Source organism: Actinomadura barringtoniae (assembly GCF_017573505.1).
Lineage (GTDB): Bacteria > Actinomycetota > Actinomycetes > Streptosporangiales > Streptosporangiaceae > Spirillospora > Spirillospora barringtoniae.
The window spans coordinates 27,784-50,908 of record NZ_JAGEOJ010000019.1 but is presented as its reverse complement, the minus strand read 5'-3'; the positions used below and the strand labels follow the sequence as shown (position 1 = coordinate 50,908).

The window sequence follows — 23,125 nt, the reverse complement described above, 5'->3', positions numbered from 1 at the left end:
CGACTTGGTGAACGGAACGACGGGGGCCTGACGTCTTGGCGCGTGTGACCAGCTGTGACCACTGCCCGGGGAGTCACTCCGGCGAGCGGTCCTGCTTCGCGACCGCCACGACCAAGGCGCGCGCCTGGCTGCTGATCGAACACCCCGGGCCCTGGCCCGAGCGCGTCGAGCAGCTCACCGGGCCCCTCGGAGAGGTCGTCCGCGCGGCGCAGGCCGCGGGCGTACGGCCACAGCTCATCCGGCGTTCGGGGAGACGGCGCCCCACGCCGCCCTTTCAGGTCTACGTGGGCTACTCGGCGGGCGAGGACGTCTGGCTGGAGGGCCGCGAGGCAGGGAGCGCGGCCGAGCTGGCCGGGCTCGACCTTGCCTCCGTGGCGGCCGGGCGCCGGCCCGGCTTCGGTGAGCCTGTGAACGAGCCCGTCCTGCTGGTCTGCACGCACGGGCGCCGCAACGCCTGCTGCGCCCGCACCGGCGCGCCGCTCGCGCGGGATCTGACGAGCCGCTACGGCGGCCTGGTCTGGGAGACCACGCATGTCGGCGGTGACCGCTACGCGGCCAACCTCGTCTGCCTCCCCCACGGCCTCTACTACGGCGATCTGGGCGTGGACGAGGCCGTCGCGGCGGTGGAGGCCTATCTCCGCGGCGAGGTGACTCTGGCCCGGCTGCGCGGCCGGGCGGGACTTCCGGAGCCGGCGCAGGCCGCTGAGCACCACGTTCGCGCCCACGAGGGCGCTCTCGCGGTGGACGCGGTCACCGTGGAGTCGGTTTCGGGAACAAGTACCTACGAAGCGGTTGTTCAAGTACACGGGAGCCGTTACCGGGTCACCGTGGAGAGCGTGCCGGGCGATCCGTGCGGCGCGGAGTGCCAAGAGAACCTCGAGACCTACATTGTTAGGGACCTCACCCTTCTCAACGAGGCGGCGCTCGTGTAATCTCACGGAGGCCCCATTCGCGGGTCTCCCTTGCCGCACGGCCTCTGGTCCCGGAGCAAACCGGGCGGGGAACAGAGCGGCAACTCCAGACGTTGGACCTTTCGGCGCTACTGCATGACGTCGAGCGTCCATGTCCGAAATTGCTCAGTAATACCAATCAAGGTGGGTGTTCCATGGCTCAGGTACGTCGGCAGGCAAACCTCCCTCGTCCCAGCTGGGGCTGGCAGGACGCCGCGGCGTGCCGGGGGGAAGACCTTGTGCTCTTCTTCGGTCCCGACGGCGAGCGTCAGCCCGAGCGCGAGATTCGCGAGCGGAAGGCCAAGCAGATCTGTATGGGCTGCCCGGTCCGTTCAGAGTGCCTGGACTACGCGGTGTCCAGGCCCGAGAAGTACGGCACCTGGGGCGGTCTGAACGAGGATGAGCGCGCCTCCGAGCGTCGCCGCCGCATGCGCCGCGCCAACGCCGCCTAAGGTCGTTCGAACGCCACACAAGGCAGCCGCAAAGGTCCTCCTGCGGTCCCGATCGCGCACCCCGGCACGCCACCTGAAAACGTACGGCCCCGCAATTGCGGGGCCGTTTGCGTTTCCACCGTTTCCACCCCCGGATCCAGGGGTCACATATGCGTCACATGTGCGTCACGGATGACCACGGAGTTCGACCCCCTATTACATGATCGCGAACCGTTCCGGTGGCTATTCCGGCACATTCGAACCGAACCATTCCGCGCTCAGCCTGGCCACCTCGCCGAGCGCCCCCGGCTCCTCGAACAGGTGTCCCGCCCCCTTGACCACCGCGAGGCGGTGCCCGGCGTCGGGATCCATGCGCTCCAGCGACCGCTCGTTGAGCGCCAGAACCTCGGTGTCCAGGGACCCCACGATCAGCAGCGTCGGCGCCTTGACGGCCTCCAGGGCGTGCGCGGCGAGGTCGGGACGCCCGCCCCGCGACACGACGGCCGCCACGTCATCGGGGTTGCGGGCCGCCGCGACCAGCGCCGCCGCGGCCCCCGTGCTGGCCCCGAAAAGCCCCACCGGCAGGTGCGCCAGCGTGCTCGCGCCCTCCGAACGGGCCCAGGCCACCACGCGGCTCAGCCGCCCGGCAAGCAACGGCACGTTGAACCGCAGATGCGAAGTCCGCAGGTCGTCCAGCTCCTCGTCCCGCGTGAGCAGGTCGAACAGCAGGGTCGCGAACCCCTGATCCGTGAGGTCGGCGGCCACCTGCTTGTTGCGGGGGCTGTTGCGCCCGCTGCCGCTCCCGTGGGCGAAGACGATCACGCCTCTGGGGCGTACGGGCTCCGACAGCTCCCCCTCCAGCCGCACGTCTCCGGCGGGCAGGTGCAGCACGGTCATGCCGCTCACCCCCGGCCCTTGGGCGGGCGTACGGCCTCGGCACGGGCCAGCCAGGCGACCACGTCGGCGTCGGAGAGCTGGTCGAAGTCGCGGTACCACTGCCCCACCGCCCGGAACGCCCAGGGCGCCGCCAGAACGACCAGGTCATCGGCCTCGGCCTCCATGGCCCGGACGGTCTCCGCGGCCCCCACGGGCGCCGCCAGGACCAGCCGGGAGGGCTTCTGGGACCGTACGGCGCGCAACGCCGCCCGCGCGGTGCCGCCGGTGGCCAGGCCGTCGTCCACCACGATCACCGGCCTGTCCTCGACGGGCGGCGGCGGGCGGTCGCCCCGGTAGGCCTTGACGCGGCGGGCGAGCTCGGCCCGTTCGGCCGTCACGGTCGCGGCCAGATCGCCCTCGTCGAGCGAGAGGCGCTGCAGCAGGCTGTGGTCGAACACCGGTTCGCCGCCCTCGGAGATCGCGCCCACGCCCAGCTCAGGCTGCGGCGGGTAGCCGATCTTGCGCGTGACCAGCACCGACAGGGCTGCGGGACGGCCGGGCTCGGCGAGCCGGCGGGCGATCTCGTAGCCGACGGGCACGCCGCCGCGCGGCAGCGCGAGCACCAGCGCGTTCTCCAGGCCCAGCGGCACGAGGCGTTCGGCGAGCACCCGCCCCGCCTCGGCGCGATCGGTGAACGGCAGGCGGACGGTCCGTCCCCCGCGAGCCTCCCAGGCCCCCTTCAGGGCCGAGGAATCCTCCCGAAAAGGCCTGTTCCAGGGCACCGGCGCCACCCCCTCCTGGGGTCGCGGAAGTCGCCAGCCCTTACGACCTACCCACTTCGGGGCATATCCACATCAGGTGCCGGGTGAGCCACCGCACACCACGGGGCGGTGGCGTGCGTCAGGCGGCGGTGAGCCAGCGCAGCGGGTTGTCGTGGGTGAGCGTGCGGACCGTGGCCTCGTCGGCGCCCGCCGCCTGAAGGGCGGGCAGGAAGGTCTCGAAGAGGTAGCCGTAGCCGGTGCCGCCGTAGCGCTTGACCTGCTCCATGCGGGAGACGCCCGTGCTGAGCAGCACGCGCTCGGCGTGGCCGGCCTCCAGCAGCTCCATGACGCCGCGGACCCGGGTGCCGAGGGCGGCGGGGTCGTCCCCGGCCAGGCCCAGCGTGCCGAACGACACGTAGCCGCCCAGTTCGGCGATCTTGCGGTGCGCGGCGGGGTCGTCGACCTGGTCCTGCTGGCCGACCGCGATCCGGCTCGGGTCCAGGCCGTCGGCCATGAGGATGTCCAGCTGGGTCACCCCGGCCCGGCCGTAGGTGGCGACCGGCAGTCCCGAGTAGCGGGAGGCGCGCGCGGCGGCGCGCAGGCAGCGCTCCTCGGTCTCGGTGGGGGCGTCGCCCCAGGTGCCGATCTCGCCGATCACGCCGGGCAGCGAGTTGGTGCCGTCCATGCCGAAGCCGACCTCGGCGAGCAGCCGCTCGGCGAGCTTGTCGATGTCGGAGGAGGCGACGAAGTCGGGGTGGAACGGCTCGGTGAAGAAGCCGGTGCCGGCGACGACGGCGACCCGCGCCCCGGCGCTGATCCGCGACAGCGCGGCCGCGTTGCGGCCCATTCCCCCGCAGGTGAGGTCGACGACGAGCCCGAGTTCCTGCTCGGTGCGCAGCGCCGAAAGCTCCCCGGTGACCGCCTTCTCCTCGTCCAGCCAGCGGCCGGGGTCGGAGTCCACCTGGGCGGGCCGCGCGGGCCAGCGCAGGTCGAGCTGAAGGTGCTCGTGCGTCATCACCGCGCCCGTGATCACGGACGTGGCGATCGTGCCGGTCACGGTGCGAAGCCGCCCGGTCTCCTCAGGGGGGGTCATGCAACGCGAGGCTACGACATGTTTGAGCTTTTCAGGCGCCTAATGGGGATAGTTTTTACCATTCAGTCCGGTTTAGCCGTCTTGCTCGTCGGAGCGCCGCGCCGTCCGTTCCTCGGCCTTGCGGCCCGCCTTACGTTCGGCTTTACGTTCGGCCTTCGCGCCGTCCCGTTCCACCGCGGTGCGCTCCGCGGCGGCCGTGCGCGCGGCCGCCTCGCGCGCCTCGGCCGCAGCCGTGTCGGCGGCCGCCGCGGCCGCGTCAGCGGCGTCGGCGGCGCGCACGGCGCGGGCCGCACGGGCGCGGGCGGTGTCGGTGCTCGGCCACATGTGATCGATCTCGGCGTTCAGCGCGGCCCCGATCAGCACCGCGAGCGCCGCCACGTACAGCCAGGCGAGGATCGCGATCGAGGCCGACAGCGGGCCGTAGACCGACACCCCGGCCAGGGAGCCCGCCAGGTAGAGCCGGAGCGCCACGCTGCCCACGATCCAGATGATCAGCGCGACCACGGCGCCCGGGATCTCGCGCCACCAGGCCGTCCGCACCGGCACGCTGCTGTGGTAGAGCATCGCCAGGAACATGATCGACAGCGACACCACGACCGGCCAGTAGAACACCTGCACCAGCCCGGCGCTCTCCGGCAGCGCCTTGCGCACCAGGGCGGGCCCGGCCACCAGCAACGGGATGACGATCACCATCACCAGCAGGCCGATCAGGTAGAGCACGAACGCGCGGATCCGGGTGCGGATCACCCCGCGCACGCCCGACAGCCCGTACGCGATGGTGATCGTGTCGACGTAGACGTTGGTCGCGCGCGACCCCGCCCACAGCGAGATCAGGAAGCTGACCGACACGATGTCGACCCGGCCGCCCTTGATCACGTCGTTGATCAGCGGCACCACGACCGAGTCCACGGCCGGGCCGGTGAGGACGGTCTGGGCCCGCTCGATCAGCCAGGCCCGGGTGTCGGCGACGGTGTCGTCGCCGAGCGCGCCGCGGAAGTGGCCCATCGTGCCGATGAGCCCGAGGACCAGCGGCGGCAGCGACAGCAGCGCGAAGAACGCCGCCTCGGCGGCCAGGCCCGTCACCCGGTAGCGGAACGCGGCGACGGCCGTGTCCCGGGTCAGCGCCCACAGGATCGGGCCGATGGGGCGCCGCGCGGGGGTCTTCTCCCCGTTCGCCGGCTCGTCGGCGGAGCCGCCCGCCACGCCCGCGGCGTCCGAGACTGTGGTCACACCGACCAACCGTAGAGCGTCAGCCGTCCGGAACATGCCTGATCGCCCATTTCAGTGATCCATTCCGCGCGTCGGACGCTCCCGTCCCGAGCTCCTGGGTATCACCGGGAGTGACCGCGGACTCCGGCCGCGGTGACGTTCGCGATGCCGGCCGCGCACGCGGTGACGGAAGGGACATCCGCATGGCACTCCCGTTCATGAAGGCTTTGACGCTGCGCAGCGGCGAACCGCCCATGATCAACGAGGGCCCGGGCTCCGCGGCGGCCGGGACCGGCCACGCCACCGGGGAAGAAGCCGGGGAGGTGAGCGACCGCACGGTGGCCAAGCGCGGCGCCGTCGCCCTGCTCGCACTGGGTGCGTGCATGGTGGCGGGCCGGATCCTGCTCCAGCGAAAGGCCAGGTGAGCCACGGCCAGGTCATGCCCGCCACGCGGCGGTGCATGCATTGACGTGCATCGGTGACAATGGAGTCATGATCTGCCAGTCCTGCCGCGACCGCCACCACGAGGAATGCCGTGGCGGTTCGTGGTGCGACTGCCAGCACGCCAAGGACCCCGCCACGCCCGGCCGGCGGGACGAGGGCGCACGGAGCGGCCCTGCCGAGCCCAAGGTGAACTGGAAGCGGCAGGGATGATGACTCTTCTCACTTGTCCGCATGCCGGACGCAACTGGACAGTCCGCGAGACCGGACGTCACAATGAGCGTATGGCTGCAGCTGCGGATCCCCTGCTGGTAATGCGCCGGCACGTGGACTTCCAGCGCGTCCGCAGCGCGATCTGTCTGTGACGCCCCGACCACGCCCCGTTTGATCTCGCGGGCGCGTGGCGCATCGGCGTCACCTTTGAACCGTCTTACGCTCACCGTCGAGCCGGCCGTTTTCAGGCTGCCGGTGCGCTGCGCGTTCCCTTCCGCACGAATGGATGAGGACGCTCGCCGTGCCACCAGCGACCATCAAGAGCAAGCCCAAGAAGGGCGAGGGCCAGTGGGCCCTCGGCTATCGCGAACCTCTGAACAAGAACGAAGAGAACAAGAAGAACGACGACGGGCTCAACGTCCGGCGGCGCATCATCGACATCTACTCCAAGGCCGGCTTCGACTCGATCGACCCCGCCGACCTGCGCGGCCGCTTCCGCTGGTTCGGGCTCTACACCCAGCGCAAGCCCGGGATCGACGGCGGCAAGACCGCGGTCCTGGAGGACGAGGAGCTCGACGACCGCTACTTCATGATGCGGGTGCGCATCGACGGCGGCCAGCTCTCGGGTGAGCAGCTGCGGGTCATCTCCGACATCGCGGTCAAGTACGCCCGCGGCACCGCCGACATCACCGACCGGCAGAACATCCAGTACCACTGGATCGCCATCGAGGACGTCCCGGCGATCTGGGAGGCCCTGGAGTCGGTCGGGCTGTCCACCATGGAGGCCTGCGGCGACACCCCGCGCGTGATCATCGGCTGTCCGGTGGCCGGCATCGCCGCCGACGAGGTCATCGACGCCACCCCGCAGATCGCCGAGGTGCACGAGCGCTACATCGGCTCGGCCGAGTTCTCCAACCTGCCGCGCAAGTTCAAGTCGGCGTTCTCGGGCTGCACCGCGCACTGCACGGTCCACGAGATCAACGACGTGGCGTTCGTCGGCGTGGTGAACGAGGCGGGCGAGGTCGGCTACCAGGCGTTCGTCGGCGGCGGCCTGTCCACCAACCCGATGTTCGCCAAGAGCCTGGGCGTCTTCGTGCGGCCCGAGCAGGCGCACGAGGTGTGGAAGGGCATCATCTCGATCTTCCGGGACTACGGGTACCGGCGGCTGCGCCACCGCGCCCGGATCAAGTTCCTGATGAACGACTGGGGCCCGGAGAAGTTCCGCGACGTGCTCGAGAAGGAGTACCTCGGCTTCGTCCTGCCCGACGGGCCCGAGCCCGCCGCGCCGCTCCCCCGCCGCGACCACGTCGGGATCCACCCCCAGCAGGACGGCGATTTCTACGTCGGCTTCGCGCCGCGTGTGGGCCGGGTGAACGGCAACCTGCTCGGCGTCATCGGCGATCTCGCCGAGCGGTACGGCTCCGGCCGGGTCCGCACCACCGTCGAGCAGAAGATGATCATTCTCGACGTGCCCGAGGGGAACACCGAGCCGCTGGCCGCCGCCCTCGCCGAGCACGACCTGCAGGTGCACCCGTCCACGTTCCGCCGCCAGACCATGGCCTGCACGGGCATCGAGTTCTGCAAGCTCGCGATCGTCGAGACCAAGCAGCGCGCGATGGACCTGATGGACGAGCTGGAGAAGCGGCTGCCCGACTTCGACCAGCCGCTGACCATCAACGTCAACGGCTGCCCGAACGCGTGCGCCCGCATCCAGGTCGCCGACATCGGCCTGAAGGGCCAGCTGGTCGTGGACGAGAACGGCGACCAGGTGGAGGGCTTCCAGATCCATCTGGGCGGCCAGGTCGGCGCCACGTTCGGCAAGAAGGTCCGCGGCCTGAAGACCACCTCCGACGGCCTCACCGACTACGTCGAGCGCGTCGTGCGCGCCTTCGACGCGCAGCGCGAGGAGGGCGAGACCTTCGCCGCCTGGGTGCAGCGCGCCGACGACGCCGATCTCAAGTAGGGACTGGTCGGAATGGCTGAACGTGCCGCGCCGTTCTACTGCCCCTACTGCGGGGACGAGCATCTCGAGCCCCGCGAGGAGGAGGGGGCGTGGTTCTGCCGTGACTGCGTCCGTTCCTTCAAGTTGAAGTTCCTCGGTGTTGGAGCGCCCCAACCACCACGCAAGGAGACCTCCCAGTGACTCTGCTGGAGACCGACAGACCGACACTCGACCTCGAAGACATCGTCGAATCGGCCGCCGCCGCGCTCGAGGGCGCCCCGACCCTCGAGGTCATCCGCTGGGCGGCGGCCACCTTCGGAGACCGGATCTGTCTCACCTCCTCCATGTCCGACGCGGCCCTCATCCACCTGGTGTCCAAGGTGAAGCCGGGCATCGACGTGCTGTTCGTCGACACCGGCTACCACTTCGCCGAGACCGTCGGCACCCGTGACGCCGTCGAGGCCGTGTACCCCGTCAACGTGATCAACGTGACCCCGTCCCGTACGGTCGCCGAGCAGGAGGCCGCGCTCGGCCCCCGGCTGAACGGCCGCAACCCGGACCTGTGCTGCCACCTGCGCAAGGTGGAACCGCTCGGCAAGGCGCTCGAGGGCTACATGGCGTGGTTCAGCGGCATCCGCCGCGAGGAGACCGCGAGCCGCCGCGACCGCAGGGTCGTCGAGTGGGACCGCAAGCGCGGGATGGTCAAGGTCAACCCGATCCTGGACTGGACGCAGCAGGAGATGGACGACTACATCGAGGACAACGGCGTCCTGGTCAACCCGCTGCACTACGACGGCTACCCCTCGATCGGCTGCGAACCCTGCACCCGTCCCGTCGCGCCCGGCGAGGACCCCCGCAGCGGCCGCTGGGCCGGGATGGGCAAGACGGAATGCGGAATCCACATCTGAGCCCGCCGATGGTCGCGGTGGCGCACGGGAGCAAGGACCCGCGCGCCGCCGCGACCGTCGCGGAGCTGATGGCGAAGGTCCGGGCCAGCCGCCCGGGCCTGGACGTCCTGACGTCCTTCCTGGACCACGCGCCGCCGACGCCGGTGCGCGTGCTGGACGGGCTGGCGCAGCGGGGCGCCGAGGACGCGGTCGTGCTGCCGCTGCTGCTGACGGCGGCGTACCACAGCAAGACCGACATCCCCGGCGTGCTGAACGAGGTCCGGGGCCTGCACCCGCGGCTGCGCACGCGCACGGCCGCGACGCTCGGCCCGCACCCACTGCTCATGGCCGCGCTCGAACGGCGGCTCGGCGAGGCGGGCGTGGCGCTCGGCGACCCCGACACGGCGGTCGTGCTGGTGTCGGCGGGCTCCAGTGACCCGTCGGCCAACGCCACGATCTGGGCCATGGCGCGCGAGTGGCGCACCCGCGGCTGGCGCGGCGTGGTCCCCGCGTTCGCGTCCGCCTCCCGTCCCACCCCGGCGGAGGCGGTGTCGGCGCTGCTGGACGCCGGCGCCCCACGCGTCGCCGTCGCGTCGTACTTCCTGGCGCCCGGCTACTTCGCCGACAAGGTCCGTACGGAGGCGCTGGCGGCCGGTGCGAGCGCGGTCTCGCCGGTGCTCGGCGCCGCCCCCGAGCTCGCCGACCTCGTCCTGCACCGCTACACCGAGGCCCTCGCGACCACCCACGAAGTCGCCGCCGCCGTCTGACCCGCCGCCTGACGGCCACGCGAGGCGTCTCAGGTTCGCCGATCTTGCTCTGAGCGCCCTTTGCGGGGCGAAGTGAGGGCGCTGAGAGCAAGATCGGCGTATTGGTCAGCGGGCGAGGAGCAGGCGGATCATGTCGGTGAGGGCGCGCGGCGAGACGGCGGGGTCGACGGCACGGCGCAGGCCCAGGCCGACGCCCAGGCTGAGGAGGGCGTCGGCCAGCTCGGCGGCGGGCAGCGGGAGGGCGACCTCGCGGCGGCTCGCCTCGTTCTCCAGCAGAAGCTGAAGCGCGCTCACCCAGCTGCGGCCGCTGACCGCGACCTGGTCGCGCAGGCCGGGGTCGCGGCGGGTGGCGTGGATGGCGAACTCGGCCTCCAGGAGCGTCCAGCCGGGGTCGCCGATGGTGCGTTCCGCCCAGGCCTCGAAGACGGCCAGCCGGTCCTCGTCGGAGCCCTCGCCCAGGAACGCGTCCATGATGGCGCGGACCTGCTCGGCGCGAACGGACTCGATGACGGTCTGGCAGAGCTCGTCCTTGGTACCGAAATTGGAGTAGACGGCGCCCTTGGAAAAGCCCGCCGTCTCGGCGACCTTCTCCAGCGAGGTCGCGTGATATCCGTCACGAAGGAACAGCCGGCGGGCGGTCGCCAGCAGCAGCTCGCGGGTGCGCGCCTGGCTCTCCGCCCTGGTCAGCCGTGCCATCTCGCCCTCCCTCAAGGCACTCGGTATCCGGATACCGGCGGTATTCAATCATGCCCCGTGGGCGAGTACGCATGTATTGACACCCTGTCCAAGACCCAAATACCTTCGGTATCCCAAATGAGCCGGAGGTGGGGATGAGATATCCGCCCGTGGCGCGGCCCGGCGCGGTCGTCGCCATCACCGGCGGCGCGCGCGGCATCGGCCGGGCCGCCGCCGAGGCGTTCGCCCGCCGCGGCGCGCAGGTCTGGATCGGCGACCGCGACGGCGCCGCGGTGACGCGCACCGCCTCCGAGCTGGGTGTACGCGGGGTCGCGGTGGACGTGACCGACCGGGCGTCGTTCGCGGCCTTCCTGGAGGCGGCCGGGCCGGTCGACGTCCTGGTGAACAACGCCGGGATCATGCCGCTCGGCCCGTTCCTCGACGAGAGCGACGCGGTGAGCGCGGCGACGCTCGACGTGAACGTCTGGGGCCCGCTGCTGGGCATGCGGCTCGTCCTGCCGGGGATGATCGAGCGCGGCCGGGGTCACGTGGTGAACGTGGCGTCGATGGCGGGCAAGCTGCCGCTGTCGGGGATGGCGGTCTACAACGCCGGCAAGTACGCGGCCGTCGGGCTGAGCGCGGCGGTGCGCGAGGAAGTCGCGGGCACGGGCGTGAGCGTCAGCACCGTGCTGCCCACCGCGGTGCGCACCGGCCTCACCGAGGGCGTGAAACTCGGCGGCGGGCTGCCGACCATCGATCCGGAACGGGTCGCCGAGGCGATCGTGCGCAGCTGCGTCGGGCGGCGAGCCGAGTACCCGGTGCCGGGCTGGCTCGCGGCCGCGCAGCCGGTGCTGGGCGTGACGCCCGAGTGGGTCGTACGGGCCGCCAAGCGCGCGATGGGCGGCGACCGCGCGTACAGGTCCACGTTCGGCACGCGCGGCGAGCACGACCGCCGCGTCATCGAGCAGGCCGAGGAGCGAGAGCGATGACCGGGGCCGGCCGAGGGAAGGGCGCGGTGAACGGGTTCGACCATGAGGTCGTCGTGGTGGGCGCCGGGTTCTCCGGGCTGTGCGTGGCGATCCAGCTGCGGCAGAAGGGCGTGCGCGACCTGGTGATCCTGGACGCGGCGCCGAGCGTGGGCGGCGTCTGGCGGCACAACACCTACCCCGGCGTCGCGGTCGACGTCCCGTCGGCCACGTACTGCTACTCCTTCGAGCAGAACCCGTCCTGGTCGCGGTCGTTCGCGCCCGGCGCGGAGGTGCGCGCCTACGCCGAGCACTGCGCCGACAAGTACAAGCTGCGCTCGCACCTGCGTCTGGACACCAAGGTCGAACGGGCCGTCTTCGACGAGGACGCCGACATCTGGCACGTGCACACCGACCAGGGCGAGATCACCGCGCGGTTCCTGATCGCCGCCGTCGGCCCGCTGGACCAGCCCAAGAACCCCGACATCCCCGGCATCGACTCGTTCACCGGCAAGGTGATCCACACCGCCCGCTGGGACCATGGCCACGACCTGCGCGGCGAGCGCGTCGCGGTCATCGGGACGGGCGCGTCCGGGCTGCAGGTGATCCCCGAGCTCGCCGAGGCGGCCGCGCACCTGGACGTCTACCAGCGCACGCCGATCTGGGTGTTCCCGAAGGTCGACTTCGCGATCCCGCGCGGCGTGCGGACCGCCTTCCGGATGCTGCCGCCGCTGCAGTCGCTGGTCCGCTTCATCACCACGGTCGCGTCCGAGGTGATCATGGTGCTGGGGATCGTGCACTACAGCAAGGCGCCGTTCCTGGTCCGCGCGACCGAGGCGATCTGCCGCGCCCACCTGCGCCGCCAGGTCCCCGACCGGCGGCTGCGGCGCGCGCTGACGCCGCGGTACGGGTTCGGCTGCAAGCGGCCGTCGTTCTCCAACCGCTACTTCCCCACGTTCATGCGCGACGACGTGGAGCTGGTCACCGACCCGATCGAGCGCTTCACGCCGACGTCGGTCGTCACGCGCGACGGGCGCGAACGCGAGATCGACACCCTCGTGCTGGCGACCGGCTTCAAGATCCTGCAGCTCGGCGCGATGCCCGCGTTCCCGGTCGTGGGGCTTGGCGGGGTCGAGCTCGGCGCCCACTGGGACGAGCACCGCTACCAGTCCTACGAGGGCGTCGCCTCTCCCCTGGCGCCCAACTTCTGGCTGATGAACGGGCCGTACACCGTCACCGGGGCGTCCTGGTTCTCGATCATCGAGGCGGGCAGCACGCACATCGTCCGCTGCGTCACCGAGGCCCGCCGGCGCCGCGCCCTCCGCATGGTCGTCCGGCGCCGCCCGCACGACGACTTCACCGCCGAGATGCGCACCCGCATGAAGGGCACGATCCTCGGGCAGCCGAGCTGCGCCCGGTCCAACTCCTACTACTTCGATCGTCACGGGGACGCGCCGTACGTCCGCCCGCAGTCCGGGCTGTACGTTTGGCGCCGCAGCCGGACCTTCGACGTGAACGACTACGAATTCACCCGTTGAACCCTGTGAACCCTCTGAAAGGAATCTCCCCGATGGCTCTTCTTCGCACCGCCGGGATCGCCCTCGCCGCCACCGGCCTCGCCCACTTCGCCGCCCCGAAGGCGTTCGAGCCGATCTCCAAGCTGGCGTTCCCGAACGACACCGACGCGTGGATCAAGCGCAACGGCGCGACCGAGCTTGCGCTCGGCGTGGCGCTGGCGGTGGACAAGACCCGCAAGGCCGGGCTGGTCGGCACCGCCGTCTACACCGCGTGGCTCGGCGCCCGCGCGGCCGCCAACCGCAAGTCGTCCTGAGACCGCCGTACTGATCGAGACCGCTGGACCGAAGGCTTTCGTACCGAGGGCCGCCGGGCTGAGGCCGTCGCTGATCGCCGCTAGGCGTTCGGGCCCTTGCGATCCTCCCACCAGGACGTGAGGGCCCGTCGCACCGGCGCGTGGTGCTCGTCGTCCACGATCTTCACGTCGCCCATGATCGCCTGGGCCCGTACCCGCACGATCGGCACGCGCTGGCCCGGCACGGCGTCGCGGACCTGCACCCGGCGGTCGCCCATCACGGCGTAGCCGCTGAGCTCGACCGCCACCCCGTCGGGCACGATCACCTTCACGTCGCCCATCACCGCGGTCACCACGATGCTGACCTCGCCGGTCGGCACCTGGGCGCCGCGCAGGTCCAGGACCACGTCGCCCATCACCGACAGCGCGGTGAGCTCGGCGTCGATGCGGCCCGAGATCCGTTCCTTGCAGTCCCCCATGATCGCGCTGAACCGCCGCTGAATCTGCAGCGGCGCCGGTGCGGCGCCTGGTGCGCCCATCCCCGGCAGATCGTGGGTGATCTTCTCCAGGTCACCGCGGGTGACGGCGCTGTAGGCCGCCTCGGTCCGCAGCGTCAGCTCCTCGAAGGTCAGCCGCCCCTCCACCGAGGCCACCCGCAGCCGCTCGACCACGGTCTCCCGTTCGTCGTCGGAGGCGCGGACCGACTCGGGCGGGACCGCCGGACGGCCCGCCTGCGGCTCCTGCGACTCCAGCCGGGAGGGCGTTCCGCCCGGCTGCGAACTGGGCTGACTCATGACTTCGAAGGTATGCCCCGCGCGTCGCCCGGCAATCCGCCCCGCGGACGAGATCACCACAAGCCTTAAGGAGGATGGGCCTCCTCAATACAGATCTAACACAGTCGGTGAGATTGTGTAATATCGGAATCGTGACGCATGAGGTGTTCAATCAGGTCCCCCCGCTGATCGGCTTCGACGCCGCCGACGAGGCCCTCCTCGAAGGCCTGGAACGCGAGGGCGCGGGCTGGGCCGCCGACGAGGTGCACGAGCTGGGCCGCCTGACCGGCACCCACGAGGCCCAGGAATGGGGCCGCCTCGCCAACGAGAACCCCCCGGTCCTGCGCACCCACGACCGCTACGGCCACCGCATCGACGAGGTCGAGTTCCACCCGGCCTGGCACGAGCTCATGAAGGTCGCCACCTCCCACGGCCTGCACGGCGCCCCCTGGACCTCGCCCCGCGAAGGCTCTCACGTGGCCCGCGCCGCCAAGTTCTACGCCTGGCGCGTGGACGCCGGCCACGGCTGCCCCATCTCCATGACGTACGCCGCCGTACCCGCCCTCCGCGCGAACCCCGAACTGGCCGCCCAGTACGAGCCCCTCCTGGCGAACCGGTCCTACGACTTCGGCCTCCGCGCGCCCCTCACCAAGACCGCCCTCCTGGCGGGCATGTCGATGACCGAGAAGCAGGGCGGCAGCGACGTAAGGGCCAACACCACCCAGGCAACCCCCACCCCTAACGGCGACTACACCTTGGTGGGTCACAAGTGGTTCACCAGCGCCCCCATGTGCGACGTCTTCCTCACGCTCGCCCAGGCCCCGGGCGGCCTGACCTGCTTCCTGGTCCCCCGCGTCCTCCCCGACGGCACGCTCAACAACCTCCGCCTCATGCGGCTGAAGGACAAGCTGGGCAACCACTCCAACGCCTCGTCGGAGATCGAGTACGAGAACGCCGTCGCCTACCGCGTCGGCGACGAGGGCCGCGGCGTCCGCACCATCATCGAGATGGTCAACATGACCCGCCTGGACTGCGTCATCGGCGCCGCCGCCGGCATGCGCCAGGGCCTCATCGTCGCCGCCCACCACGCCACCCACCGCAAGGCGTTCGGCAGGTACCTGATCGACCAGCCGCTCATGCGCAACGTCCTCGCCGACCTCACCATCGAGTCCGAGGCCGCCACCACCGTCATGATGCGCCTGGCCGGCGCCACCGACCGTTCCGAGACCGCCTTCAAGCGCCTGGCCCTGGCCGTCACCAAGTACTGGGTCTGCAAGCGCTGGCCCGCCCACACCGCCGAGGCCCTCGAATGCCTGGGCGGCAACGGCTACGTGGAAGAGTCCGGCATGCCCCGCCTCTTCCGCGAGTCCCCCCTGAACGGCATCTGGGAGGGCAGCGGCAACGTCTCCGCCCTGGACGTCCTGCGCGCGATGGCCAAGGAACCGCAGACGCTCGACGCGTTCTTCGCCGAGCTGGACGCCGCCGCCGGCGCCGACCGCCACCTCGACCAGGCCATCGCCCAGGTCCGCGACTCCCTCACCGACCTGGACACCATCGAGATCCGCGCCCGCCGCATCGTCGAGCAGATGGCCCTCACTCTCCAGGCATCCCTGCTGGTCAGACACGGCCACCCCGCCGTCGCCGACGCGTTCTGCGCCACCCGCCTGGGCGGCGACTGGGGCCACGCCTACGGCACTCTCCCGCCCTCGGTAGACCTCGCCCCCATCATCGAACGAGCGGTCCCCAAGCTCACCTGAATCCCGGCGGCTTCGACCGGCCGAAATCCCAAGCTCTCAGATGGAGGTGCGGATGCGGGTCTATGCGGGCCAATCGCACGAGGAGCGCGAAGAGGCCAGGCGGACCCGGCTGGTCGACGCCGCGGTCCAGCTGTTCGGCGTCAGAGGCTTCGACGAGACCACGGTTCGCGAGATCTGCGCGAGGTCCTCGGTCTCCACCCGGGACTTCTACCGGCTGTTCACCGACAAGGAAGACCTGCTGATCGCGATCTTCGAGCTCTCCTACACCCGCCATCTCCAGGCGCTGAGCCGCGGGCTCGCCGCCGTACCGCCCGACGCCGACGTGCTCACCAGGATCGCCGCCGCGGGTGTCGCGACCGCCGAGGACCTGGCCGACCATCCCCTCCTGGCCCGAGTGGCGTTCGAGCAGTCCACCGGGATCAGCCGCACCGTCGAGGCGAGCCGCGACCGGATGCGCGCCGAGGCCGTTGAGATGACCCTGCACATGACCAGGGACCTGGTCGACAACGGCCTCATCACCGCTGAGAACCACCGATCGGCCGCGATGGCGGTCGTCGGCGCGTTCGAACAGCTGAAACGCGACTGGGTCAAGAACCCGATCCCACCACAGGAGTTCGCGACCCGGCTGATCACGATCCTCTCCCGGCTCCTGGGCTCTGACTGACCATTGGCCAGGATCCTTCTGAACGGGCATACGGCAGCCGACCCGGCGGCGGCGGTTCCCAGGCCGCCCCGGCATGGCGGGCGAGTGTGTTCAGGATGACCTGCCGATGGGCGCCGAACTCGTCGATACGACACACCAGGACCCATCCGCGGGCCGGGTCGGCGTGGCGTGTCGGAGGTGAGTCCGCGCTCGCCAGGCGTGCGGCGATGTCGGGCGCCGGGCGGGCGTACAGGCATGCCTGACGCAGGTAGTACACCGCCATGCGATCCATCAGCGTGATCTTGGTGATCTCGGCCCAGCGGTAGTCGTGGTGCTCGTTGCCGACGGTGACGCTCAGGCCCACCGGTGTGATCTCCAGCCTGCGCCGGTATCCCTGGAATTGCAGAATCCCGAAAAGCCCGCCGAGCGCCAGGACGGTGAACAGCGTCCCGGCTATGAGTGCACGCCAATCCGGGTGCGGAGAGAAGCTGTTCGGCTCGGGAAGGCTGCTATTGACGAGTCTCGGGAAAAAGCAGGCGGTACCGAGCGCGAGGAAGAGAAGCACAAGGCCGACCTCGCCTGCCAGATCGCGCAGACTGGTCGTCTGAAAGACGACGCTTTCAGCTTGGAGACCGCCGGTGACCGGTTCCTCTGTCGCCACCACGCGGGTGGCGATCATGGTCTGGAGGTCGGCGGGCAGCCACGCCCCGAAGTCGCTTCCCTCCGACAGGGTGGCCAGCAGGGCGGCGGGGGTCGGGCGGGCGGCGGGTTCCCTGGCCAGGCATTCGGAGACCAGGCCGGTCAGGCCGGGGTCGAGGCCGGTGAGGTCGGGTTCCTGGTGAACGACCCGGTAGTCGAGCGCCGCCGCCGGCCCTTCGCCGTACGGGCGTACCCCGGCGGCATAGGCCAGGATCAGACCGAGCGCGAACACGTCGCAGGCCGGAGTGAGGTCCCGGCCGGCCAGCAGTTCCGGGGACATGAAGCCGGGAGTCCCGGCCCGGGCGGTGACGCCCGAGGCGTCCGCGGCACGGGCGATCCCGAAGTCGATGACCCGGGGTCCGTCTGCGGCGAGCAGGATGTTGGACGGTTTCAGATCGCGGTGGATCAGGTTCTGCGCGTGGATCGCCTGCAAGGCCTCAGCCAGCCCCGCGCCCAGAGCGCGCAGCGTCATCGCGGGGAGCGCGCCGTGCTCGGCCAGCGCCTCGGCGAGCGATGGACCTGCCACGTACGCGGTGACCATCCAGGGCCGTTCCGCGTCCGGATCGGCGTCCACGACAGGCGCGGTATGGAATCCGCCGACGGTACGGGCCGCCTCGACCTCACGCTTGAACCGGCGCCGGAACTCGGGGTCGGCCGCGTACGACTCGTGGACTCGTTTGACCGCGACGAGCCGCCCCCCGGGAGAACGGCCCAGGAACACCTCGCCCATCCCGCCCGCGCCGAGCCGGGCCAACAGCACATAATCGCCGATGCCGGCTGGGTCGCCGGCTCGCAACGGATCCATCCCCATCTACCGCGATCTCCCGACCCGTCCTCGCCACCGGCCCACGCGCATCGCCGCTCCTCACCTGGATTCCAAGCGATCACCCTCGCGGTGACCCCGCTCGAGACGCAGCCTAAGGATCAGCGCTCCTCGCGCTAAGGGGCGTTTTCAGATGGAAGCGCGCTCTCGGCGGCTCGGATGAACGTGCCGGGGGTGAGGCCGTACGAGCGGTGGAACCAGCGGGCCAGGTGGGCCTGGTCGGCGAAGCCCGAGGCGGCTGCGGCGTCCGCTGGGGTGGTGCCGGTGGCCAGGAGTGAACGGGCGTGGCGCAGCCGGAGCTGGCGCTGGTAGTCGCTGGGCGCCAGGCCGAAGACGTCGCGGAACGCGCGGTAGAGCGCGAAGCGGCTGCAACCGGCGGCTTCTGCGAGAGCCTCGACGGGGATCGGCTCCAGGTAGGACTGGTGCAGGAGGTCTCGTGCGCGGAACGCGGCCTTGCGCTGGGAGGTGTCGTCCAGCGTGCGGACCAGGGGCGCGCGGGTGGCGCCACTGCGGGTCAGCGCGGTGATGACCGCCGTGAGGCGTTCGTCCACCACCAGCGGGCTCGCGGCGCCGACCGCCGCGTACAGGCGGTTGATCGCATGGGCCGCCATCGGATCGGGGAGCACGGGGCGGGCGAACAGCGGCATCGCGGCGGCGCGCCCGTCGGCCGCGTCGGTCAGGACGTCGGCGACCACGCGCGGATGGATGTGCACGATGCGGTAGTGGTAGCCCAGGTCGGCCGCCGCGTGCCCGTCGTGCACCTCGTCGGGGTTGAACGCCATGACCATGCCGGCGCTGCTGGTGTGCGTTCCGCCCCTGCAGCGGAAGCCCTGCGCGCCGGCGTCGGTGACGCCGAAGGAGTAGGTCTCGTGGCTGTGCGGCGCGTACACGTGGCGGCGGAACCGGGCGCGCATGGCCTCCACGCCCAGGCCGTCGTTCCGCCAGTACTCCACGCTGCTCATGGACCGATTGTCCCTCTTTCGCCTGCATGTTCTTGAACGCTCGTGCGTTCAAGAACAGCCCGGGGCCCGGCGGCCAGGCTCGCAGCATGCCCGTGAACAAACGCCCCTACCTGCTCCTCTCGGTGACCATGGTGATGTGGGGCAGCGCCTTCGCCAGCTCCAAAGCGGTCGTGGACCACATGCCTCACACCGTGGCGGCGCTGCTGCGCTTCGGCGGTGGCGCGATCGCGCTGCTGGTGGCCGTCGCGTTCTCCGGTACGACGCGTACCAAAGCCGCTCCCCGAGCCGCGCGCCGTGCCGCACTGGCAGGCGTCCTGGGCGTCTTCGCCTACAACGCCTGCTTCTTCTGGGGGCTGTCGCTGGCCCCGTCGCTGGACGGCGGGATCCTCATTCCCGTCCTGAGCCCTGTGCTGACCACCGCGTTCCTCACCCTCACCGGCCGCGAACGGGCCTCGCGCGCACGCCTGGCCGGGCTCGCGCTGGGCCTGGCCGGAGCGGTCGTCTTCTTCCTCGGCACGGGCGGCGGCGGCAGCCCGGAGCGGCTGGCCGGAGACGCGCTGTACGCGCTGAGCGCCGTCTGCTGGGCCGCCTACACGCTGGTCGGGCCGAGGGTGCTGGCCGGCCTCGAACCCCTGCGCGCGATGGCGTACGCGACGTGCGCCGGAACGGTGCTGCTCGCCGTCCTGGCCGCCCCCGGCCTCGGCCAGGTGCAGTGGACCGCCCTCCCGACCGGCGTCTGGCTGAACGTGGCGTACCTGGCCGTCGGCGCCGCCGCCATCGCCAACCTGCTCTACTACCGCGGCATCGGATCGGTCGGCCCGGCGTCGGCGTCGCTGATGATGTTCACGGTCCCGATGGTCAGCACCGCCTGCGCCACCCTCCTCCTCAGCGAGTCCTTCAACCCCCTCCAGGCGCTCGGCGCCCTGATCCTCGTGGCGGGCGCGATCCTCGCCGTCACCCAAGGCCTCCAAAATTGGAATGAAGCATTCCGTTCTGATAGAGTGGTGGATACCGGACAGACGAGAGGAAATCCCATGTATCTGGTTGTTGGCGCTACCGCACACTTTGGCCGTCAGGCAGTCGAGGAGCTGGTTTCGGCAGGTCAGCCGGTGCGGGCGCTCACCCGGACACCGGAGAAGGCGGGCCTCCCCGAGGGTGTCCAGGTCGTCCGCGGTGACCTCACCGACCCGGCCTCCCTCCCTGCCGCCGTGGAGGGCGTTGAGGCGGTCCTGCTGGTGCTGCGGTACGGCATGGACGTCGGTCCGCTGCTGGACGCCGCCCGCGCGGCCGGGGTGCGCCGCGTGGTGTTCCTGACCTCGGGCGCGGTCGTACGGGGCGTCTCCGCCGACGCACAGCCGGACGTGATCGCCGAGTACCACCGGGGCGTTGAGGAAGCGGTCGAGGCGTCCGGGCTGGAATGGACGTTCCTGCGCCTGCTGTTCCCCGCGATCAACTCGCTGACGTTCGCGATGCAGTTGCAGGGCGGCGACGTGATCCGCGCCCCCTACACCCGCGCCGGGTTCAGCGCGATCCACGAGCGCGACGTCGCCGAGGTCGCCGCCCGCGTCCTGGCCGACGGCGCCGCCCACGCGGGCGCGACGTACGACCTGACCGGCCCCGAGTCGCTGACCCAGGCCGCCCAGGTCGCCGTCCTCGCCGAGGCCCTCGGCCGCCCGCTGACCGTCGAGGACCTCGACCCCGAGCCGGTCCGCGAGCAGATGAGCCAGTTCATGGACGCCGAATTCCTGGCGGCCCTGTTCAGCCTCATGGAGGCGGCCGTCGGCAAGCCCGCCCCCGTCAACGACACCGTCGAGCGGATCACAGGCCACCCCGCCCGCACCTACGCGACCTGGGCCGCCGACCACCGAGCCGACTTCGGCGGCTGACCACGGCCGCGCCCGGGAGGTAGCCGGAAAGGTCCTTGGCCCGCAATAGTCGTGGCTGTTTCTTCCTGTGGCCTGTGTCGGGTCTGGCGTTCTCCTTACAGGTCGTGATCACATGCGTACGATTGTGAGCTGCGGTTAGGGAGAGCTTTCGACCATGGACACTTTCCACCGGCGCACCGGCACCCTCCCCGCCGAGGTCACCGGTTTCGTGGGCAGGTGGCGGGAACTCGCCGAAGTGAGCGGACTGCTCGAACGGGCACGTCTGGTGAGCATCGTCGGGCCCGGCGGGGTGGGCAAGACGCGGCTTGCTCTGCATGTCGCCTCGAAGTCTGCCGGAAGGTTCCCCGAGGGGGTCTTCTTCGTCGAGCTGTCGGGGCTGCGCGACCCGGATCTGCTGCCGCATACGGTGGCCACTGCTCTGGGGCTGCCGGAGCAGACGTCCGGGGACGCACTGGACGCGCTGCTGGACTATTTGCGCAAGCGGACCGGGCTGCTGCTCATTCTGGACACGTGCGAGCACATGCTGGACTCGTGCGCGATGCTGACCGACCTGATGTTGCACGAGGCGCCGAACGTGACGGTGCTGGCGACGAGCAGGCAGCCGCTGGACGTGCCCGGGGAGCATTGCCGTTCGATCGCGCCGCTGCCGGTGCCCGAGGGCGGCGGGCAGCCCGGCAGCGGGGACGCGCTGGAGTTGTTCGCGCAGCGCGCGGCGGCGGTGGTGGCGGGGTTCGAGATCACTGAAGGCAACCGCGAGCTGGTGACGACGCTGTGCCGGCGGCTGGACGGGATGCCGCTGGCGATCGAGCTGGCGACCGTACGGCTGCGGGCCCTTCCGTTGGAACGGCTGGCCAAGCTGCTGGAGGAGCGGTTCAAGCTCACCGGCACGCGGCGTACCGCCATGTCGCGGCATCAGACGCTGCGCACGGCGATCGACTGGAGCCACGAGCTGTGCACGCCGGGCGAACGGCTGTTGTGGGCGCGGCTGTCGGTCTTCGCCGGAACGTTCGACGTGGCGGCTGTCGAAGAGGTCTGCTCGGGCGGGGAACTGCCGGACGAGGACGTCCTGGACGCGCTCATCGGCCTGGTGGACAAGTCTGTGCTGCTGCGTGAGGACGGCGGCGGCGACCGCTATCGCATGCTCGACACCCTGCGCGAGTACGGCGCCGAACGGCTCGCCATGGCGGGTGGTCAGGAGGAGGTGCGCAGGCGCCACGTGGCCAGGTATCTCGGCCTGGTGCAGGACTTCGACACGCATTTCCACGAGGACGGCCAGCTGGCGGCCTATCTGGCGCTGTTCGCCCAGCATGCCGACCTGCGGGCCGCATTGGAGTACGCCTGTGACCTGCCCGGCTCGGACCGGGACGCGGCTGTACTCGCCACCAGGTCGTGGGGCTACTGGCAGATCTCGGGCCTGCTGACCGAGGGGCGTTACTGGCTGACCAAGGTTCTGGACCGTTTCCCCGGCGAATGTGCGGAACGCGCGGGGATGCTGACCGTACGGGCGTATCTGGCGACGTTCCAGAGCGATCCCCGTTCCGCCGCCGGTGATGTTCGCGAGGCGGTGCCCATGGCCGAGGCGCTGGGCGAGACGAAGACCGCCGGGCGTGCGCTGGTGTACGAGCACCTCGTGCTGACGTTCACGGGCAGGTTCGAGGAGGCCGCCGAGGTGAGCCTGCGGGCGCGTGAACGCCTTGAAGCGGTCGACGACCAGATGGCCCTGGCCAAACTCGACTGCCAGGACGGCCACCTCTACCACCTGCAGGGCAAGGCCGACCTCGCCATCGACTACTGCGCGCGGGGGCTGCAACGCTTCCCTGAAGGCAGCAAGGAATGCTGGATCCGCGGCTATCTGCTCTACGTGAGCAGCGTCGCCCACTACAGGAACGCCGACTTCGCGGCGAGCGCGGAGGCGGCCAGCGCCGCGTTGCGCTGCAAGTCGGCGCTCAGCGACAGCATCGGCATCGCCTATTGCCTGGAGACCTTCCTTTTCCTCGCCGTCGAGTACGGCGCGTACCCTCGTGCGGCCTGGCTGCTCGGCGCGACCGAGCCGCTGTGGGAGCTGGCGGGCAGCCGCTTCAGCGGAACGGCCCAGATGGACGAGCTTCACCGGGCGGCCGAGACCGCCACCCGTGAGGCGCTCGGCGACGAACGCTACGAGCAACTGCGCGTCATGGGCGCGGAGGCGCTACTCCCCCAGGTCGTCGAGGCGGCGATCTCGGGCTCGGAGGACCTGCCCTCCGTACCCCGCCAGCGCCGCACCGGACGCGGCGGAGACCCGCTCACCCGGCGCGAGCTGGAGGTCGCACGGCTGGTCGCCGAAGGCCTGTCCAACCGCGAGATCGCCGATCAGCTGGTGATCTCCAAGCGCACCGTGGGCGCGCACGTCGAGCACATCCTCAGCAAGCTCGGCGTGTCCTCCCGGCTCCAGGTGGCTGCGATGCTGCCGCCCGCGATGCCGGACGACACCGACGAACCCGAGCCCGACTCCGCGCCCATCAAGGTCATCCCGATCTCACGGACGCGACCGGAGATGCCGCGCCGCGAGACCGGCCCCTGAGC

The 23,125-nt window shown here is 70.9% G+C and carries 23 protein-coding genes; 15 read left to right on the top strand and 8 right to left on the bottom strand.

The genetic code is table 11. The annotated features are described in order from the left end of the window. Nucleotides 1-44 precede the first annotated feature (44 nt). On the top strand, nt 45-932 hold the full coding sequence (locus tag J4573_RS38905; RefSeq protein ID WP_307797259.1) for a ferredoxin family protein: 888 nt from the start codon (nt 45-47) through the stop codon (nt 930-932). Nucleotides 933-1,105: 173 nt separating this feature from the next. Then, nucleotides 1,106-1,402, top strand: coding sequence for a WhiB family transcriptional regulator (locus tag J4573_RS38900; RefSeq protein WP_081640018.1), 297 nt, complete (start codon nt 1,106-1,108; stop codon nt 1,400-1,402). A 222-nt stretch (nt 1,403-1,624) separates the two neighbouring features. Here the strand turns inward: J4573_RS38900 and J4573_RS38895 are convergent, their stop codons facing one another. From J4573_RS38895 to J4573_RS38880, 4 genes are all read right to left on the bottom strand, one after another. Next, nucleotides 1,625-2,278 carry a dienelactone hydrolase family protein gene (locus J4573_RS38895; RefSeq protein WP_208261142.1) on the bottom strand — a complete coding sequence of 218 codons (654 nt, stop codon included), beginning with the start codon at nt 2,276-2,278 and terminating at the stop codon, nt 1,625-1,627. Nucleotides 2,279-2,283: 5 nt separating this feature from the next. Next, nucleotides 2,284-3,039 (bottom strand): phosphoribosyltransferase, encoded by a 756-nt coding sequence (locus tag J4573_RS38890; RefSeq protein ID WP_307797258.1) that lies wholly within the window; start codon nt 3,037-3,039, stop codon nt 2,284-2,286. 118 nt (nt 3,040-3,157) lie between these two features. After that, nucleotides 3,158-4,111 carry a phosphotriesterase family protein gene (locus J4573_RS38885; RefSeq protein ID WP_208261141.1) on the bottom strand — a complete coding sequence of 318 codons (954 nt, stop codon included), beginning with the start codon at nt 4,109-4,111 and terminating at the stop codon, nt 3,158-3,160. A gap of 72 nt (nt 4,112-4,183) precedes the next feature. After that, nucleotides 4,184-5,341 (bottom strand): YihY/virulence factor BrkB family protein, encoded by a 1,158-nt coding sequence (locus J4573_RS38880; RefSeq protein ID WP_307797257.1) that lies wholly within the window; start codon nt 5,339-5,341, stop codon nt 4,184-4,186. A 182-nt stretch (nt 5,342-5,523) separates the two neighbouring features. On the opposite strand from J4573_RS38880, the gene J4573_RS38875 reads away from it, so the two are divergent. The 6 genes from J4573_RS38875 to J4573_RS38850 all read left to right on the top strand — a co-directional run bounded on the left by J4573_RS38875 (nt 5,524) and on the right by J4573_RS38850 (nt 9,570). Beyond that, on the top strand, nt 5,524-5,745 hold the full coding sequence (locus J4573_RS38875) for a hypothetical protein (protein WP_208261139.1): 222 nt from the start codon (nt 5,524-5,526) through the stop codon (nt 5,743-5,745). Between the two features lie 67 nt (nt 5,746-5,812). Next, nucleotides 5,813-5,974, top strand: coding sequence for a hypothetical protein (locus tag J4573_RS38870; protein ID WP_208261138.1), 162 nt, complete (start codon nt 5,813-5,815; stop codon nt 5,972-5,974). 286 nt (nt 5,975-6,260) lie between these two features. Next, a complete protein-coding gene (locus J4573_RS38865; RefSeq protein ID WP_208261137.1) occupies nt 6,261-7,937 on the top strand; it encodes a nitrite/sulfite reductase in 1,677 nt (558 codons plus the stop codon). A 12-nt stretch (nt 7,938-7,949) separates the two neighbouring features. Beyond that, the gene (locus J4573_RS38860; RefSeq protein ID WP_208261136.1) at nt 7,950-8,117 is read left to right on the top strand and encodes an Insertion element protein; all 168 of its coding nucleotides are present in this window, start codon (nt 7,950-7,952) and stop codon (nt 8,115-8,117) included. Next, nucleotides 8,114-8,824 (top strand): phosphoadenylyl-sulfate reductase, encoded by a 711-nt coding sequence (locus tag J4573_RS38855; RefSeq protein WP_208261135.1) that lies wholly within the window; start codon nt 8,114-8,116, stop codon nt 8,822-8,824. The genes J4573_RS38860 and J4573_RS38855 overlap by 4 nt, the downstream gene beginning before the upstream one ends. Beyond that, the gene (locus tag J4573_RS38850) at nt 8,806-9,570 is read left to right on the top strand and encodes a sirohydrochlorin chelatase (protein ID WP_208261134.1); all 765 of its coding nucleotides are present in this window, start codon (nt 8,806-8,808) and stop codon (nt 9,568-9,570) included. Before J4573_RS38855 ends, J4573_RS38850 begins: the two co-directional genes overlap by 19 nt. 105 nt (nt 9,571-9,675) lie before the next feature. On the opposite strand, the gene J4573_RS38845 is transcribed toward J4573_RS38850, so the two are convergent. Next, complete coding sequence (locus J4573_RS38845; protein ID WP_208261133.1) at nt 9,676-10,266, bottom strand: TetR/AcrR family transcriptional regulator; 591 nt, start codon at nt 10,264-10,266, stop codon at nt 9,676-9,678. Nucleotides 10,267-10,400: 134 nt separating this feature from the next. On the opposite strand from J4573_RS38845, the gene J4573_RS38840 reads away from it, so the two are divergent. The 3 genes from J4573_RS38840 to J4573_RS38830 are packed head-to-tail and all read left to right on the top strand — an operon-like array spanning nt 10,401 to nt 13,041. Then, the gene (locus J4573_RS38840; protein WP_208261132.1) at nt 10,401-11,234 is read left to right on the top strand and encodes an SDR family oxidoreductase; all 834 of its coding nucleotides are present in this window, start codon (nt 10,401-10,403) and stop codon (nt 11,232-11,234) included. After that, nucleotides 11,231-12,748, top strand: a complete 1,518-nt coding sequence (locus J4573_RS38835; protein WP_208261131.1) for a flavin-containing monooxygenase — start codon at nt 11,231-11,233, stop codon at nt 12,746-12,748. The genes J4573_RS38840 and J4573_RS38835 overlap by 4 nt, the downstream gene beginning before the upstream one ends. 32 nt (nt 12,749-12,780) lie before the next feature. After that, nucleotides 12,781-13,041 (top strand): DoxX-related protein, encoded by a 261-nt coding sequence (locus tag J4573_RS38830; protein ID WP_208261130.1) that lies wholly within the window; start codon nt 12,781-12,783, stop codon nt 13,039-13,041. Between the two features lie 80 nt (nt 13,042-13,121). Here the strand turns inward: J4573_RS38830 and J4573_RS38825 are convergent, their stop codons facing one another. Beyond that, nucleotides 13,122-13,814 (bottom strand): DUF1707 SHOCT-like domain-containing protein, encoded by a 693-nt coding sequence (locus J4573_RS38825; protein WP_208261129.1) that lies wholly within the window; start codon nt 13,812-13,814, stop codon nt 13,122-13,124. Between the two features lie 74 nt (nt 13,815-13,888). Here J4573_RS38825 and J4573_RS38820 point away from each other — a divergent pair, with 74 nt between their 5' ends. Together J4573_RS38820 and J4573_RS38815 are read left to right on the top strand one after the other, a co-directional pair. Continuing rightward, nucleotides 13,889-15,550 carry an acyl-CoA dehydrogenase family protein gene (locus tag J4573_RS38820; RefSeq protein ID WP_208261128.1) on the top strand — a complete coding sequence of 554 codons (1,662 nt, stop codon included), beginning with the start codon at nt 13,889-13,891 and terminating at the stop codon, nt 15,548-15,550. A gap of 52 nt (nt 15,551-15,602) precedes the next feature. Then, nucleotides 15,603-16,214 (top strand): TetR/AcrR family transcriptional regulator, encoded by a 612-nt coding sequence (locus J4573_RS38815; RefSeq protein WP_208261127.1) that lies wholly within the window; start codon nt 15,603-15,605, stop codon nt 16,212-16,214. Here the strand turns inward: J4573_RS38815 and J4573_RS38810 are convergent. Both J4573_RS38810 and J4573_RS38805 read right to left on the bottom strand, forming a co-directional pair. Next, nucleotides 16,180-17,697: a serine/threonine-protein kinase gene (locus J4573_RS38810; protein ID WP_208261126.1), complete on the bottom strand. Its 1,518-nt coding sequence runs from the start codon at nt 17,695-17,697 to the stop codon at nt 16,180-16,182. The two genes, J4573_RS38815 and J4573_RS38810, sit on opposite strands and share 35 nt — an antisense overlap. A 134-nt stretch (nt 17,698-17,831) precedes the next feature. Beyond that, complete coding sequence (locus J4573_RS38805; protein WP_208261125.1) at nt 17,832-18,677, bottom strand: AraC family transcriptional regulator; 846 nt, start codon at nt 18,675-18,677, stop codon at nt 17,832-17,834. An 86-nt stretch (nt 18,678-18,763) separates the two neighbouring features. Here J4573_RS38805 and J4573_RS38800 point away from each other — a divergent pair, with 86 nt between their 5' ends. Continuing rightward, nucleotides 18,764-20,563 carry an EamA family transporter gene (locus J4573_RS38800; RefSeq protein WP_208261124.1) on the top strand — a complete coding sequence of 600 codons (1,800 nt, stop codon included), beginning with the start codon at nt 18,764-18,766 and terminating at the stop codon, nt 20,561-20,563. Nucleotides 20,564-20,717: 154 nt separating this feature from the next. Continuing rightward, the gene (locus J4573_RS38795) at nt 20,718-23,123 is read left to right on the top strand and encodes an ATP-binding protein (RefSeq protein WP_208261123.1); all 2,406 of its coding nucleotides are present in this window, start codon (nt 20,718-20,720) and stop codon (nt 23,121-23,123) included. Nucleotides 23,124-23,125: the final 2 nt, after the last annotated feature.

What these genes read in the sequence shown, in the direction of transcription:
- J4573_RS38815 (WP_208261127.1), top strand. Translation starts at nt 15,603, where the DNA reads ATGCGGGTCTATGCGGGCCAATCGCACGAGGAGCGCGAAGAGGCCAGG.
- J4573_RS38875 (WP_208261139.1), top strand. Translation starts at nt 5,524, where the DNA reads ATGGCACTCCCGTTCATGAAGGCTTTGACGCTGCGCAGCGGCGAACCG.
- J4573_RS38865 (WP_208261137.1), top strand. Translation starts at nt 6,261, where the DNA reads ATGAGGACGCTCGCCGTGCCACCAGCGACCATCAAGAGCAAGCCCAAG.
- J4573_RS38870 (WP_208261138.1), top strand. Translation starts at nt 5,813, where the DNA reads ATGATCTGCCAGTCCTGCCGCGACCGCCACCACGAGGAATGCCGTGGC.
- J4573_RS38845 (WP_208261133.1), bottom strand. Translation starts at nt 10,266, where the DNA reads ATGGCACGGCTGACCAGGGCGGAGAGCCAGGCGCGCACCCGCGAGCTG.
- J4573_RS38900 (WP_081640018.1), top strand. Translation starts at nt 1,106, where the DNA reads ATGGCTCAGGTACGTCGGCAGGCAAACCTCCCTCGTCCCAGCTGGGGC.
- J4573_RS38885 (WP_208261141.1), bottom strand. Translation starts at nt 4,111, where the DNA reads ATGACCCCCCCTGAGGAGACCGGGCGGCTTCGCACCGTGACCGGCACG.
- J4573_RS38895 (WP_208261142.1), bottom strand. Translation starts at nt 2,278, where the DNA reads ATGACCGTGCTGCACCTGCCCGCCGGAGACGTGCGGCTGGAGGGGGAG.
- J4573_RS38820 (WP_208261128.1), top strand. Translation starts at nt 13,889, where the DNA reads ATGGGCCTCCTCAATACAGATCTAACACAGTCGGTGAGATTGTGTAAT.
- J4573_RS38805 (WP_208261125.1), bottom strand. Translation starts at nt 18,677, where the DNA reads ATGAGCAGCGTGGAGTACTGGCGGAACGACGGCCTGGGCGTGGAGGCC.
- J4573_RS38825 (WP_208261129.1), bottom strand. Translation starts at nt 13,814, where the DNA reads ATGAGTCAGCCCAGTTCGCAGCCGGGCGGAACGCCCTCCCGGCTGGAG.
- J4573_RS38860 (WP_208261136.1), top strand. Translation starts at nt 7,950, where the DNA reads ATGGCTGAACGTGCCGCGCCGTTCTACTGCCCCTACTGCGGGGACGAG.
- J4573_RS38795 (WP_208261123.1), top strand. Translation starts at nt 20,718, where the DNA reads ATGGACACTTTCCACCGGCGCACCGGCACCCTCCCCGCCGAGGTCACC.
- J4573_RS38840 (WP_208261132.1), top strand. Translation starts at nt 10,401, where the DNA reads ATGAGATATCCGCCCGTGGCGCGGCCCGGCGCGGTCGTCGCCATCACC.
- J4573_RS38835 (WP_208261131.1), top strand. Translation starts at nt 11,231, where the DNA reads ATGACCGGGGCCGGCCGAGGGAAGGGCGCGGTGAACGGGTTCGACCAT.
- J4573_RS38810 (WP_208261126.1), bottom strand. Translation starts at nt 17,697, where the DNA reads ATGGATCCGTTGCGAGCCGGCGACCCAGCCGGCATCGGCGATTATGTG.
- J4573_RS38800 (WP_208261124.1), top strand. Translation starts at nt 18,764, where the DNA reads ATGCCCGTGAACAAACGCCCCTACCTGCTCCTCTCGGTGACCATGGTG.
- J4573_RS38830 (WP_208261130.1), top strand. Translation starts at nt 12,781, where the DNA reads ATGGCTCTTCTTCGCACCGCCGGGATCGCCCTCGCCGCCACCGGCCTC.
- J4573_RS38850 (WP_208261134.1), top strand. Translation starts at nt 8,806, where the DNA reads ATGCGGAATCCACATCTGAGCCCGCCGATGGTCGCGGTGGCGCACGGG.